Below are 14262 nucleotides of genomic sequence, written 5' to 3'. Positions count from 1 at the left end.
CGTTCCCACGCTCTGCGTGGGAACGCAGCCAGGGACGCTCCGCGTCCCAGCCGAAGCGGACGCGGAGCGTCCGGGGAGGCATTCCCACGCGGAGCGTGGGAACGATCATCGGAACACGTGCCATGACCACCCCACTCCCCTGCTATCACTGCGCCCTGCCCGTCCCGTCCGGCAGCCGCTTCACTGCCGTCGTACTCGGGCAATCCCGCGAATTCTGCTGCCCGGGCTGTCAGGCGGTGGCCGAAGCCATCGTCGCCGGCGGTCTGGAAAGCTATTACCAACACCGCAGCGAAGCCTCGGCCAACCCCGAAGCATTGCCGGTGCAATTGGTCGATGAACTGGCCCTGTACGACCGCGCCGATGTCCAGCAACCCTTCGTCCGCCATGAAGGCGATTTGGCCGAAACCACCCTGTTGATGGAAGGCATCAGTTGTGCCGCCTGCGGCTGGCTGATCGAAAAACACCTGCGCACATTGCCCGCCGTGGCCGAAGCGCGACTGAACCTGTCCAACCATCGCTTGCACGTGAGCTGGGCCGATGCGCAATTGCCGCTGAGCCAGATCCTCGCCGAACTGCGCCACATCGGTTACGCCGCCCATCCGTATCAGGCCGATCGCGCCAGTGAACAACTGGCCAGCGAAAACCGCCTGGCCCTGCGCCAGCTCGGCGTCGCCGGGCTGCTGTGGTTCCAGGCGATGATGGCGACCATGGCCACTTGGCCGGAATTCAACATCGACCTCAGCCCCGAGCTGCACACGATCCTGCGCTGGGTCGCGCTGTTCCTGACCACACCGATCGTGTTCTACAGTTGCGCGCCGTTCTTCAAAGGCGCGATGCGCGATCTGCGCACACGCCACCTGACCATGGATGTCTCGGTGTCGCTGGCGATCGGCAGTGCCTACATTGCCGGGATCTGGACCTCGATCACCGGGGTCGGCGAGTTGTATTTCGACGCGGTGGGGATGTTTGCGTTGTTCCTGCTTGCCGGCCGCTATCTCGAACGCCGTGCCCGGGAACGCACCGCTGCCGCCACCGCGCAATTGGTCAATCTTTTGCCTGCCTCTTGCCTGCGCCTAGATGCAGCCGGTCAGAGCGAACGCATCCTGCTCAGCGAACTGCGCCTCGGCGAGCGGATTCTGGTGCAGGCCGGCTCGATTCTGCCGGCGGACGGCAAGATCATCGTCGGCCAATCGAGCATCGACGAATCGCTGCTCACCGGCGAATACCTGCCGCAACCGCGCATGCCGGGCGATGCGGTCACCGCCGGCACGCTCAACGTTGAGGGCGCGCTGACGGTGGAAGTTCAGGCACTGGGCCAAGACACACGCCTGTCGGCCATTGTCCGTCTGCTCGACCGCGCCCAGGCGGAAAAACCGCGACTGGCGGAAATCGCCGACCGCGCCGCGCAATGGTTTCTGCTGTTATCACTGATTGCCGCCGCGGCCATCGGCCTGCTCTGGTGGGAGCTGGATTCATCGCGCGCATTCTGGATCGTCCTCGCCATGCTCGTTGCGACCTGCCCGTGCGCGCTGTCACTGGCGACACCGACCGCGCTCACCGCAGCCACCGGGACATTGCACAAACTCGGTTTGCTGCTGACCCGTGGTCACGTGCTGGAAGGCTTGAATCAAATCGACACGGTGATCTTCGACAAGACCGGCACCCTCACCGAAGGCCGACTGGTGCTGCGCTCGATTCGCCCGCTCGGCGCGCGCGACAGCGATCAATGCCTGAGCCTTGCCGCCGCACTGGAAAACCGTTCGGAACATCCGATTGCCCGCGCCTTTGGCCGTGCGCCGCTGGCCGCTGAAGAAGTCCACAGCACGCCGGGTCTTGGCCTCGAAGGCTTGGTGGGCGGACAGCGTTTGCGCATCGGCCAGGCAGAATTTGTCTGCGCCCTCAGCGGTGCGAACGTACCCGCCATGCCGAACGAGGCCGGCCAATGGTTGCTGCTCGGCGACACTCAAGGGCCGCTGGCGTGGTTCGTTCTCGACGACCGCTTGCGTGACGACGCCCCCGCCCTGCTCGCCGCGTGCAAGGCGCGCGGCTGGCGCACATTGCTGTTGTCGGGCGACAGCTCGCCAATGGTCGCCAGTGTGGCGGCGGAATTGGGCATTGATGAAGCTCGTGGCGGTTTGCGTCCGGACGACAAGCTGCAAGTCCTGCAACAGTTGCACAAGGAAGGTCGCAAAGTGCTGATGCTCGGCGACGGCGTCAACGATGTGCCGGTGCTCGCGGCGGCCGATATCAGCGTGGCCATGGGTTCGGCCACCGATCTGGCGAAAACCAGTGCCGATGCGGTGTTGCTGTCCAACCGTCTCGACGCCTTGGTCCAAGCCTTCACGCTCGCGCGGCGGACCCGTCGGGTAATCATCGAGAACCTGCTGTGGGCGGCGCTGTACAATGGCCTCATGTTGCCGTTCGCCGCCCTCGGCTGGATCACGCCGGTGTGGGCCGCCGTCGGCATGTCGATCAGTTCGTTGACCGTGGTGCTCAATGCCCTGCGCCTGACTCGCCTGCCGAGTCCGCCGCCGGCCAGCACCCGATCGCACACCCGCCCGCTGCCGGCCTGAGCCGCGCGGGCACCTGGAGTACAGATGCCAGCTCTCTACGTGATGATCCCGGCCGCCCTGCTGATCGTGGCCATCGCCGTTTACATCTTTTTCTGGGCGGTGGACAGCGGTCAGTACGACGACCTCGACGGCCCGGCGCACAGCATTCTGTTCGATGATCAGGATCCGAACCACACCGCCGCCGTGGACGAAGCCAACCCCGACAAACCGGACGACAAGGCCCCACCTCATGCTTGAACTGGCGCCCTTGCTGGTATCGGCATTGATCCTCGGCCTGCTCGGTGGCGGTCATTGCCTGGGCATGTGCGGCGGTTTGATGGGCGCGCTGACCCTGGCGATTCCCAAGGAACAGCGCAGCCGACGCTTTCGCTTGTTGCTGGCGTATAACCTGGGGAGGATCCTCAGTTATGCCTCCGCCGGATTGCTGATTGGCCTCGCAGGCTGGGCGGTCGCGAACAGCCCAGTCGCATTGTTCATGCGCGTGTTGGCCGGGTTGTTGCTGATCGCCATGGGTTTGTATCTGGCCGGATGGTGGAGCGGGCTGACGCGCATTGAAAGTTTGGGGCGCGGGTTGTGGCGCTACATTCAGCCGGTGGCCAATCGCTTGTTGCCAGTCTCGAGTCTGCCCCGCGCATTGCTGCTTGGCGCATTGTGGGGCTGGCTGCCGTGCGGGCTGGTTTACAGCACGTTGCTGTGGTCGGCGAGTCAGGGCAATGCACTGGACAGTGCGTTATTGATGCTCGCTTTTGGTCTAGGCACCTGGCCGGTATTGCTCGCCACGGGCCTTGCGGCAGAACGCGTCACTGCCATTTTGCGTAAACGCAGCGTGCGCATGGCCGGTGGATTGCTGGTGATCCTCTTCGGCATCTGGACCCTTCCCGGCCCGCATCAGCATTGGCTCATGGGCCATTAAGATCAAAAGATCGCAGCCTTCGGCAGCTCCTACCTTTGGAATGCGTTTCCCTGTAGGAGCTGCCGAAGGCTGCGATCTTTTGATCTTATGCTGTTGATGCAAATCAACAGCGCCATCGCCGCCCCCCGATAGACTCGCCCACACTGCCAGCCTATCCGGGGGAATGCCCGCATGCTCGACGCCATTCGTTGGGACTCTGATCTGATCCACCGCTACGACCTGGCGGGGCCGCGCTACACCTCGTATCCGACGGCCGTGCAATTTCACAGTCAGGTCGGCACCTTCGACCTGTTTCATGCCCTGCGCGACAGCCGCAAGGCCCTGCGCCCGTTGTCGTTGTATGTGCATGTGCCGTTCTGCGCGAACATTTGCTACTACTGCGCCTGCAACAAGGTCATCACCAAGGATCGTGGTCGCGCCCTGCCCTACCTGCAGCGGCTGGAGCAGGAAATCCAGTTGATCGCCTGCCACCTCGACCCGGCCCAGAAAGTCGAGCAACTGCACTTTGGCGGTGGCACGCCGACTTTTCTCAGTCATGACGAGCTGCGTCAGTTGATGGCGCACCTGCGCAAGCATTTCAATCTGCTGGATGACGACTCCGGCGACTACGGTATCGAGATCGATCCGCGCGAAGCCGACTGGTCGACCATGGGCCTGCTGCGCGAACTCGGCTTCAACCGGGTCAGCATCGGCCTGCAGGATCTTGATCCGGCGGTGCAGCGCGCGGTCAATCGCCTGCAAAGTCTGGAGGAAACCCGCGCAGTGATCGATGCGGCGCGCACCCTGCAATTTCGCTCGATCAATATCGACTTGATTTACGGCTTGCCCAAGCAGACCCCGGAAAACTTCGCCCGCACCGTTGAAGAGGTCATCAGCCTGCAACCGGACCGACTCTCGGTGTTCAACTATGCACACCTGCCGGAGCGCTTCATGCCGCAGCGGCGGATCAATGGCAATGAGTTGCCGGCGCCGGCGCAGAAGCTGGAAATGCTCGAGCGCACCATCGAACAACTGACCGCCGCCGGCTATCGCTACATCGGCATGGATCACTTCGCGCTGCCTGACGATGAACTGGCGATTGCTCAGGAAGAGCAGACTCTGCAACGCAACTTCCAGGGATACACCACCCACGGTCATTGCGATTTGATTGGTCTGGGGGTGTCGGCCATCAGCCAGATCGGCGACCTGTACTGCCAGAACAGCAGCGACCTCAACGCCTATCAGAGCACCCTCGCCGCCGCGCAACTGGCGACCAGCCGGGGTCTGGTGTGCAACGCCGATGATCGCTTGCGCCGAGCGGTGATTCAGCAACTGATCTGCAATTTCAGCCTGGAGTTCGCCGCGATCGAGCAGCAGTTCAACATCGATTTTCAGGGCTATTTCGGCGCGCTGTGGCCGCAGTTGCAAGGCATGGCCAGTGATGGCCTGATCGAGCTGGATCGCGAGCGGATCGCCGTGTTGCCGGCGGGTCGTCTGCTGGTGCGCTCAGTGTGCATGGTGTTCGATGCCTACCTGGAACAGCAGAACCGTCAGCGCTTCTCGCGGGTGATTTAGTTTTTCGTCAGCAACGAACCGACGCTCAGGTTCTGATCCGCGGTCAACCCGGACTGCCCGACCACTTTGGACAAAGCCAGATTGGCCGTGATCAGGCCGGTATTCAACGCGGCGATAGCGCCTCGCAGCGCGGCAACCTTGATGATCTTTTCTTCGTTGGAAAGGCGCTTGTCGGCCATGACCGCTTCGATGAGTGCCTTTTTCTCGGCAATCTGTTTTTGCAGTTTGCGGATCATCTTCAGCAATTGCTGGATGTTCTCGGGCAGGCCACTGTTCTCGATGTCGCTGTTTTCGCCACCGGCACTGGCGGATTTTGCAATCGATGCACCGGACAGCGACACTTTGACGCCCTCGACCAAGGTCGGGGTTGCCTCTTCGGGCGAACCTGGATCGCGTGCATTGCCGGACGCAGCTTTAAACGCTTCCGGCGTTGCCGCAACGTCGCTGCTAGCGGGGCTCAGCGTACCAATGGCGGCCATCGAATCGTTCCTTGTATGCACTTTGATACCTGTTTATCGGCTGCTGGCCCTGTGGCTTTATGGCTGTAGGGCAAAGTCACCCCAGACTGGCCTGAATGTCCTCCCGTGAGTTACCCTTACGGCTTATGTGTGTTTTCCCACAAGGATCCAAGAAATGTCCGAGCCAGTTAAACTGCGCGCTCACAACCAGGCCCATTGCAAGGATTGCAGCCTGGCCCCTCTCTGCCTGCCACTTTCTCTGAATCTGGAAGACATGGATGCGCTGGACGAAATCGTTAAACGCGGCCGCCCGTTGAAAAAAGGCGAGTTCCTGTTCCGTCAGGGCGACACGTTCGATTCCGTTTATGCAGTACGCTCCGGCGCCCTGAAGACCTTCAGCCTGAGCGACGGCGGCGAAGAACAGCTCACCGGTTTCCACCTGCCGAGCGAACTGGTCGGCCTGTCCGGCATGGACACCGAGAAACACCCGGTCTCCGCCCAAGCACTGGAAACCACTTCGGTCTGCGAAATCCCTTTTGAACGTCTCGATGAACTGGCCCTGCAACTGCCGCAGCTACGCCGCCAGTTGATGCGCGTCATGAGCCGGGAAATCCGTGACGACCAGCAAATGATGTTGCTGCTGTCGAAAAAAACCGCCGACGAGCGCATCGCGACCTTCCTGGTCAACCTCTCGGCCCGCTTCCGCGCTCGCGGCTTTTCGGCCAACCAGTTCCGCCTGAGCATGTCGCGCAATGAAATCGGTAACTACCTCGGTCTGGCGGTGGAAACCGTGTCCCGGGTCTTCACCCGTTTTCAGCAGAACGAACTGATCGCCGCCGAGGGCAAAGAGATTCACATCCTCGACCCGATCCAGCTCTGCGCGCTGGCCGGTGGCTCGATCGAAGGCTGATCTCGATCCGCGGTTGAGCGAAGCGTTTCAGCCGCGGGTATACTGCGCCGTTTGCAGCCCTGCCAGGACACCTCGACGATGGTCTTCGACTCCTTCGACATCAAATCGCTTATCCGCCCTGTGATCGACTTCCCGAAACCGGGCGTGATCTTTCGCGACATCACCCCGCTGTTTCAGTCGCCGACGGCTCTGCGCCTGGTGATGGACAGTTTCGCCCACCGTTACGTCGAAGCTGATTTCACCCACATTGGCGCGATGGATGCCCGTGGCTTCCTGATCGGCTCGGTGCTGGCCTATCAGTTGAACAAGCCGCTGGTGCTGTTCCGCAAGCAAGGCAAATTGCCGGCGGACGTACTGGCCGAAGGTTACGCAACCGAGTACGGCGAAGCGTTCCTGGAAGTGCACGCCGACAGCCTGTGTGAAGGCGATTCGGTGGTGATGTTCGATGATTTGATTGCCACGGGCGGGACGTTGATCGCCGCCGCCAACCTGATTCGCCGCATGGGCGCGCGGGTGCATGAGGCAGCGGCGATTATTGATTTGCCGGAGCTGGGTGGCTCGCAGCGGCTTGAGGACATGGGCATTCCTAGCTTCTGCCTGACGCAGTTTGCCCTGACTGATAAATAGTAAAGATCAAAAGATCGCAGCCTTCGGCAGCTCCTACATTGGAATGTGCGTTTCCCTGTAGGAGCTGCCGAAGGCTGCGATCTTTTGCCTTTAAAGCCCCATCTGCTTGCTGATGATCTCGTTCATCACCTCCCGCGTCCCGCCGCCAATCGACAGAATGCGGTTATCCCGATACAGCCGCTCCACCAGACTTTCGCGCATATAACCCAGCCCACCAAGAATCTGCACTGCCTCGGTGGTGATCCGGTCCGAGGTGTCCGTGGCAAAATTCTTCGCCATGGAGATTTCCTTGATCACACTCTGCCCCGCCGCCATCTTCGCCGCTTGCCGGTAAGTAAATTCGCGTGAGACTTCGAGCGCAGTCGCCATTTCGGCGAGGCGATGCTTGATCACCTGAAATTTGCCGATCGGCTTGCCAAACGCTTCGCGCTCGCGCGCCCACTTCAGGCTTTGTTCCAGTGCAAGCTGTGAGGTCATGTTGGCCATCAGCGCCAACGCCAGCCGTTCACTCTGGAAGTTGCCCATGATGCAGGCGAAGCCCATGTTCTCGGCGCCGATCAGGTTTCCTGCAGGCACGCGGCAATCGTCGAAGAACAGTTCAGCCGTGTCCGACGCCCACCAGCCCATTTTTTTCAACTGACGGCCAACGGTGAAGCCCGGCGTACCCTTCTCGATCAGCAGCAGACTGATGCCGCCAAACCCCGGCGCACCGGTGCGCACCGCGACAGTGTAGAAATCGGCGCGCACGCCGCTGGTGATAAAGGTTTTGCTGCCGCTGACGCGATAGACATCGCCGTCACGCACCGCGCGGGTTTGCAGGTTGGCGACGTCGGAGCCGCCACCGGGTTCGGTGACGGCCAGGGCACTGATCTTTTCACCGCTGAGCACTTGCGGCACAACGTGATCACGCACCTCGGGACGGGCCCATTTGACGATCGGTGGCAGGCCGATATCCAGCGATCCCAGCCCCGCTACCAGGCCGCCAGAGCCGCAGCGCATCAACTCTTCACTGGCGGCGACCTTGGCGAACAGATCGCCTGCATGGCTGCCTCCCAGCGCTTCCGGATAACCGATGCCGAGGATGCCTGCCGCGCCAGCCTTCAGGTACAGCTCACGGGGGAAGCTTTCGGCTTCTTCCCACTGGTCAATGTCTGGCAGGATCTCGCGTTCGACGAAACGTCTGACGCTGTCGCGGACCAATTGGTGGCTGGGGTCGAAGTATTCCTGAAAGGCAGGCATGGGCGAGCTCCACGGAAGGGTTCGCCGAACTTAACCGAGCGCTTGCTTGGTTTTCAACCAGATTGTCGAGGTGAATCTCAGAAACCGAGTCGCATCGATCGCGAGCAGGCTCACTCCTACAAGGGAAACGCATTCCAAATGTAGGAGTGAGCCTGCTCGCGATGAGGCCGGAACAGGCGATACAGAATTAGAGGGAAATCGGTTTACGCCCGGCAAACGAATGCGCCAGCGTGCCGCCATCGACCAGTTCCAGTTCACCACCCAACGGCACGCCGTGGGCGATCCGCGAGGCGATCAGGCCTTTGTTGCTCAACAGCTGAGCAATGTAATGCGCCGTCGCTTCACCTTCCACGGTCGGGTTGGTCGCGAGGATGACTTCGGTAAACGTGCCCGCCTCTTCGATCCGCGCCATCAACTGCGGAATGCCGATCGCCTCAGGCCCCAGGCCATCGAGCGGCGACAAATGCCCCTTGAGCACAAAATAGCGGCCACGGAAACCGGTCTGCTCGACCGCATACACATCCATCGGCCCTTCCACCACGCACAGCAACGTATCGTCACGGCGGGTATCGGCGCATTGCGGGCACAGATCGTCTTCGGTCAGCGTGCGGCACTGACGGCAGTGACCGACCCCTTCCATGGCCTGGCTGAGGGCCTGGGCCAGGCGCAAGCCGCCGCTGCGGTCACGCTCGAGCATCTGCAACGCCATGCGCTGGGCGGTCTTCTGACCCACGCCTGGCAAAGTGCGCAAGGCGTCGATCAGTTGGCGAATCAAAGGGCTGAAGCTCATGGGTAAAAAGTCCGACAAAACAACGAGACGCGGTTTATACCCGCGCCTCTGGCCAGCGTCAAATACTCAGTCCTGGGCGACCTTCACCACCAGTTTGCCGAAGTTGCGCCCCTCGAGCAGACCGATAAACGCCTCGGGCGCCTGCTCCAGGCCTTCGACCACGTCCTCGCGGAATTTCACCTTGCCATCGCGTACCCACGGCACCATGTGGCTGATGAATTCCGGCTGACGATCACCGTAGTCGTCAAACACGATGAAGCCCTGAATGCGCACGCGCTTGGTCAGCAGCGTGCGTTGCAGCATCGGCAGGCGATCCGGGCCTTTTGGCGCTTCGGAGGCGTTGTAACCGGCGATCAGGCCGCACAGCGGAATGCGCGCCTTGGGGTTGAGCAACGGCACCACGGCATCGAACACATGACCACCGACGTTCTCGTAATAGATGTCGATGCCGTTGGGGCAGGCCTTGGCCAGTTGCTCGGCGAAGTCGGCGGCTTTGTGATCGATGCAGGCATCGAAACCCAGTTCTTCGACCACGTACTTGCACTTCTCGGCACCGCCGGCCACGCCGACCGAGCGCAGGCCTTTGATCTTGGCCACTTGCCCGACTACCGAGCCGACCGCGCCGGACGCAGCCGCCACCACCAGCGTTTCGCCTTCTTTCGGCTGACCGATGTCCATCAGCCCCATGTACGCGGTCATGCCGGGCATGCCCAACACACCCAGTGCCATCGACGGACTCGGCAGCCCGGCAGGGATCGGGATGATGTCACGGCCATCGCTGATGCTGTGGCTCTGCCAACCGGTCGCGCCGACCACCAGATCACCTTTATGGAATTTCGGATGACGTGAATCCTCGACACGGCTGACCGCGCCGCCGGTCATCACTTCACCGATTTGTACCGGCGCGGCGTAGGACGGTGCGTCGCTCATGCGCCCGCGCATGTAGGGATCGAGGGACAGGTACAGGGTTTTCAACAATACCTGACCGTCCTGCAGATCCGGCAAGGCTTCGCGTTCGAGGCGGAAGTTTTCCGGGGTCGGCGCGCCAACCGGACGCGAGGCGAGAACGAAGCGTTGGTTGAGGGTAAGAGAGTCGGACATGTCAGCGTCTCCTGTGAATAGTGAATTCAGCGGGTATAGGGAGCAGACCGTAGAGGCTTTTGCGCGTTCGATGTTTCGCACGACATTCATGTAGGAGCTGCGGAACGCTGCGATCTTTTGATCTTGCTTGCAAAACAACAGGATCAAAAGATCGCAGCCTCGTTTCACTCGACAGCTCCTACAGGGTGCGGTGTTAATGAAGCAGAAACAAAAATGCCAGGCGCAATGCCTGGCATTTTGTGTAGCTCATCTGCCGCCGGATGGCGAATCAGAATGGCAGTTTCATACCGGCCGGCAGGTTCATGCCAGCGGTCATGTTGCCCATTTTGTCCTGGCTGTTCTTTTCGATCTTGCGCACTGCGTCGTTGACGGCGGAGGCGATGACCGCTTCCAGCATTTCTTTGTCATCTTCGCTCATGCCTTCAACCAGGCTTGGGTCGATGCTCACGCTTTTGACGTCGTGGCGACCGGTCATCACCACGGTGACCATATCGCCGCCGGCCTTACCGGTGACTTCGGCGTTGGCCAGTTCTTCCTGCATCTTGGCCATTTTTTCCTGCATCTGCTGTGCCTGCTTCATCAGGCCGGCCATGCCACCTTTCATCATGGGAATCACCTCAAAAGTACTTGGATCAAAACAGCGCCCGGCCAGCGAGGCCGGGCACCTTCAGTTATTAGCCTTGGGTGACCAAGGCGTCGACAGGTTCAATAGTATCGTGTCGCACCACCGCGCCGAACTGCTGAACCATCTGCTGGATGAACGGATCGCCGTGAATCGACTCCTCCGCCTCGCGCTGACGGTTGGCACGCCGACGGGACGCGGCCTGAGCCGGGGTTTCCTGCTCGGGTTTGATCAGCTCGATGGTCAGCGTCAGCGTGCGACCGTGGAACTGGTTCAACGCATCGTTCAGACGGCGCTGCTGCGTGGCGTTGAACAGTGCGCTGTGCGCCGGATCAAGGTGCATCAGCCAGTGATCGCCATCCACCGCGATCAATGTGCAGTTGGCGGCGATGCTGCCGGTCATGCCGGAGATCGGCAGTTTCGGGAACAGCTCCAACCACTGCAACGCCAGACCGGTGGCCGGCGCCGCAGCCGGCTCTGGCTCGGGTTCCGGGGCAGGCTCGGCAGCGTGTTCGCTGGCCAGTTCGTCGAGGTAGCTGTAGGCCGAATCGATGTCCGGCTCGATGTAATCCTCGTCCAGCGGCGGCTCGTCATCCAGGTCCATGCCCGGGGTGGCGGCATCGACGTCGGCGACCGACGGCTCGGGAATCGGCGCGGCGGCCCACTCAGGCGCCTCCGGAACGACGCTGTCCGGGGTCGGCAGCGGCATCGGCGGCAACTCGGGTTGCTCGGCGGTGGTTTCCAGCACTGGTTCGACGGCGGGTTGCTGCGCAGGCTCGGGTTCAGGCTCTGGCTCTACCGGGTCATTCCACGGCAGGTCGACGACGGCTTCGGCGACGACCGGCGCGGGTTCAGGCTCTGCCGCAGCAACGGGCGCAACCGGCGCAGGCTCGGGAGTCGGTGCCGGGATCGCAACAGGTGCCGGCGCTGGAGCTGGATCCGGCACTGGAGCCGGCGCAACAGCCGCAGCGACTACCGGCGCAGGTTTAGGCGCGGCAGCCACGGAGTTTGCGGAATCAACTGTGGCCTGGCTGATCCCCACTGGCTTTAGCGGTTGCCTCGGTGCATCTGCCGTATCTGCCGGCCGGAAGGCGAGCATCCGCAGCAGGACCATTTCGAAGCCACCACGCGGGTCCGGCGCCAGCGGCAAATCGCGGCGGCCGATCAGGCCCATCTGGTAATAGAACTGCACGTCTTCGGCCGGCAAGGCCTGCGCCAGTGCCAACACGCGATCGCGGTCGCCATGGCCATTGTCGACACCTTCCGGCAACGCCTGAGCGATGGCCACGCGGTGCAGCACGTTGAGAATTTCCGAGAGCACGCCGTTCCAGTCCGGACCTTGTTCGGCCAGGTGACGCACGGCTTCGAGCAACGCCTTGGCGTCGCCTTCGATCAATGAATGCAGGACGTCATAGACCTGACCGTGATCCAGGGTGCCGAGCATCGCTCGCACGTCAGTGGCCAGAACCTTGCCTTCACCGAAAGCAATCGCCTGATCGGTGAGGCTCATGGCGTCACGCATCGAACCGTCAGCGGCGCGACCGAGCAGCCACAGGGCATCGTCTTCGAACGGTACGTTTTCGGCAGTGAGAACGTGGGTCAAGTGCTCGACCACACGCTCCGGCGTCATGTTCTTCAGCGAGAACTGCAGGCAGCGCGACAAAATCGTTGCCGGAAGTTTCTGCGGATCAGTGGTTGCCAGGATGAACTTGACGTATGGCGGCGGCTCTTCGAGGGTTTTCAGCAGCGCATTGAAGGAATGGCTGGAGAGCATATGCACTTCGTCGATCAGGTAGACCTTGAAGCGCCCACGGCTTGGCGCGTACTGCACGTTGTCGAGCAGTTCGCGGGTGTCTTCGACCTTGGTGCGGCTCGCGGCGTCGATCTCGATCAGGTCGACGAAGCGCCCCTCATCGATTTCACGGCACACCGAACACTCGCCGCACGGGCTGGAAGTGATACCTGTCTCACAGTTCAGGCATTTGGCAATGATCCGCGCAATCGTGGTTTTACCCACCCCGCGCGTACCGGTGAACAGGTACGCGTGGTGCAGCCGCTGGCTGTCCAAGGCATTGATCAGAGCCTTGAGCACATGGGTCTGGCCGACCATTTCGCGGAACGAGCGCGGACGCCATTTACGTGCAAGAACCTGATAACTCATCGAAAACCGTCGCAACGAAGGAAGCTGAAGCGGCTAATGCTAGCGGAGCAAGGGCAAAATTGCATCCGGTGTCCTCGTCTAATATGGCTAAGCTGCATGAGCAGAGGCTTTTATCGGCTCGGGATCGGGAATTACCGGAGCGTTTATGCGGTGGGCCTTAGGGGCGTTGCTGGGAATCAGCCTGAACGTGACGGCAGCGGAAACCCCGTTGCGCTTCGCCATGCCCGACAGCTGGGCGATGCCGATGGTGCAATTCGAACGCGGCCGACCGACCCAAGGCATTCTCTACGACCTGATGCTCAGCCTGGCCACGCAGGTCGGTGTACCGGCCGAATTTCACGTCCTGCCCCGCGCCCGCGTGCAGAGCGCCATGGAACACGGCGAGATCGACGTGCGCTGCTATGCCGCACAATCGTGGCTGCCGAATCAGTCGGGGGATTACATCTGGAGCATTCCGCTGCTGTTTCAGCGTGACCTGTTGATCAGCCGCAAGGATCAACCGGCCAGCGCCGATCCAGCCACCCTACCCCGCCAATCCATCGGCACCGTCCTCGGCTACACCTACCCGACCCTGCAACCGTTGTTCGATGCGGATCGACTGCAACGCGAAGATGCGCGCAATCAGGAGCAGGTACTGGAGAAGCTGTTGGCCGGGCGTTATCGCTATGCAGTGAGCAATCAGTGGACGCTGGACTGGTTCAATCAGCGCCTGATGCCGGAGCAGCAACTGCAATCAGTGGCAGTGTTGCAGGAGCAAAAGGTGGGTTGCTATGTGAGGAATGATCCGAAGGTGCCGGTGCAGCGGATCTTGCGCACGTTACTGCGGATGAAAATGTCCGGGGAGATTGATGAGATTATCCGGCTCTATACCGGGTCCTCTGAAGCCACCCCATAACCCCTGTAGGAGTGAGCCTGCTCGCGATGGCGTCCTGTCTCCCAAACATGAGTTGACTGACCCACCGCCATCGCGAGCAGGCTCACTCCTACAAGGGATTTGTGCCAACCTGACAAATCGCAGACACAAAAAAACCGCAGTGGGCGAAACCCATGCAGTTCTGGTTGAAGCGTTCGATTGTTCGCTAAGGTGGTAACCCCACCAGCCACACCCCGGCACACAATGTTCCCGCTGTGGCTGCTGCCTTCCGGCTCTGACCAGGTTCACGGGTAATCGTTGCGGGGGGACCGATGGGGTCACCATAACGACGCTTGCCTGTCGGCGAGCCGCGCCATTGTACCTATCTGAGACGAAGTTACAACCGTTGGTTGCAGATTAAAAATATGAACGGGTTCAAGGACATAAAGATCGCAGCCTAC

General features: G+C 61.3%; 13 protein-coding genes and 1 other RNA gene. 7 read left to right on the top strand and 7 right to left on the bottom strand.

The window, feature by feature from the left end; translation table 11 throughout:
* Positions 1-122 precede the first annotated feature (122 nt).
* The 4 genes from H8F23_RS12570 to hemN all read left to right on the top strand — a co-directional run bounded on the left by H8F23_RS12570 (position 123) and on the right by hemN (position 5040).
* Positions 123-2573, top strand: coding sequence for a heavy metal translocating P-type ATPase (locus tag H8F23_RS12570; protein ID WP_194934567.1), 2451 nt, complete (start codon positions 123-125; stop codon positions 2571-2573).
* A gap of 24 nt (positions 2574-2597) precedes the next feature.
* Positions 2598-2810, top strand: coding sequence for a cbb3-type cytochrome oxidase assembly protein CcoS (ccoS, locus tag H8F23_RS12565; RefSeq protein ID WP_093431851.1), 213 nt, complete (start codon positions 2598-2600; stop codon positions 2808-2810).
* The gene (locus tag H8F23_RS12560; RefSeq protein WP_194934566.1) at positions 2803-3486 is read left to right on the top strand and encodes a sulfite exporter TauE/SafE family protein; all 684 of its coding nucleotides are present in this window, start codon (positions 2803-2805) and stop codon (positions 3484-3486) included. Before ccoS ends, H8F23_RS12560 begins: the two co-directional genes overlap by 8 nt.
* A 171-nt stretch (positions 3487-3657) precedes the next feature.
* The gene (gene hemN / locus H8F23_RS12555; protein ID WP_194934565.1) at positions 3658-5040 is read left to right on the top strand and encodes an oxygen-independent coproporphyrinogen III oxidase; all 1383 of its coding nucleotides are present in this window, start codon (positions 3658-3660) and stop codon (positions 5038-5040) included.
* On the opposite strand, the gene H8F23_RS12550 is transcribed toward hemN, so the two are convergent.
* Positions 5037-5519 (bottom strand): hypothetical protein, encoded by a 483-nt coding sequence (locus H8F23_RS12550; protein WP_194934564.1) that lies wholly within the window; start codon positions 5517-5519, stop codon positions 5037-5039. The genes hemN and H8F23_RS12550 overlap by 4 nt on opposite strands.
* A gap of 154 nt (positions 5520-5673) precedes the next feature.
* On the opposite strand from H8F23_RS12550, the gene fnr reads away from it, so the two are divergent.
* Positions 5674-6408 (top strand): fumarate/nitrate reduction transcriptional regulator Fnr, encoded by a 735-nt coding sequence (gene fnr, locus H8F23_RS12545; RefSeq protein WP_123448571.1) that lies wholly within the window; start codon positions 5674-5676, stop codon positions 6406-6408.
* Between the two features lie 78 nt (positions 6409-6486).
* Positions 6487-7035, top strand: coding sequence for an adenine phosphoribosyltransferase (locus H8F23_RS12540; protein ID WP_034152844.1), 549 nt, complete (start codon positions 6487-6489; stop codon positions 7033-7035).
* Positions 7036-7125: 90 nt separating this feature from the next.
* Here H8F23_RS12540 and H8F23_RS12535 read toward each other — a convergent pair whose 3' ends face one another.
* The 5 genes from H8F23_RS12535 to dnaX all read right to left on the bottom strand — a co-directional run bounded on the left by H8F23_RS12535 (position 7126) and on the right by dnaX (position 12948).
* Complete coding sequence (locus tag H8F23_RS12535) at positions 7126-8274, bottom strand: acyl-CoA dehydrogenase family protein (RefSeq protein ID WP_194934563.1); 1149 nt, start codon at positions 8272-8274, stop codon at positions 7126-7128.
* A 187-nt stretch (positions 8275-8461) separates the two neighbouring features.
* Positions 8462-9064: a recombination mediator RecR gene (gene recR / locus H8F23_RS12530; protein ID WP_122607290.1), complete on the bottom strand. Its 603-nt coding sequence runs from the start codon at positions 9062-9064 to the stop codon at positions 8462-8464.
* 66 nt (positions 9065-9130) lie between these two features.
* On the bottom strand, positions 9131-10165 hold the full coding sequence (locus tag H8F23_RS12525; protein ID WP_194934562.1) for an NADP-dependent oxidoreductase: 1035 nt from the start codon (positions 10163-10165) through the stop codon (positions 9131-9133).
* Positions 10166-10433: 268 nt separating this feature from the next.
* Positions 10434-10772: a YbaB/EbfC family nucleoid-associated protein gene (locus tag H8F23_RS12520; RefSeq protein ID WP_016984747.1), complete on the bottom strand. Its 339-nt coding sequence runs from the start codon at positions 10770-10772 to the stop codon at positions 10434-10436.
* Between the two features lie 67 nt (positions 10773-10839).
* Positions 10840-12948, bottom strand: a complete 2109-nt coding sequence (gene dnaX / locus H8F23_RS12515) for a DNA polymerase III subunit gamma/tau (RefSeq protein WP_194934561.1) — start codon at positions 12946-12948, stop codon at positions 10840-10842.
* Between the two features lie 145 nt (positions 12949-13093).
* Between dnaX and H8F23_RS12510 the strand changes: the two genes are divergently transcribed.
* Complete coding sequence (locus H8F23_RS12510) at positions 13094-13843, top strand: substrate-binding periplasmic protein (RefSeq protein ID WP_194934560.1); 750 nt, start codon at positions 13094-13096, stop codon at positions 13841-13843.
* A gap of 196 nt (positions 13844-14039) precedes the next feature.
* Here the strand turns inward: H8F23_RS12510 and ffs are convergent.
* An RNA gene (gene ffs / locus H8F23_RS12505) (signal recognition particle sRNA small type) lies at positions 14040-14136 on the bottom strand.
* Positions 14137-14262: the final 126 nt, after the last annotated feature.

The organism is Pseudomonas neuropathica (genome assembly GCF_015461835.1).
GTDB lineage: Bacteria > Pseudomonadota > Gammaproteobacteria > Pseudomonadales > Pseudomonadaceae > Aquipseudomonas > Aquipseudomonas neuropathica.
The sequence above is the reverse complement of the archived record's forward strand: the minus strand, read 5'-3'. Positions and strand labels throughout refer to the sequence as shown.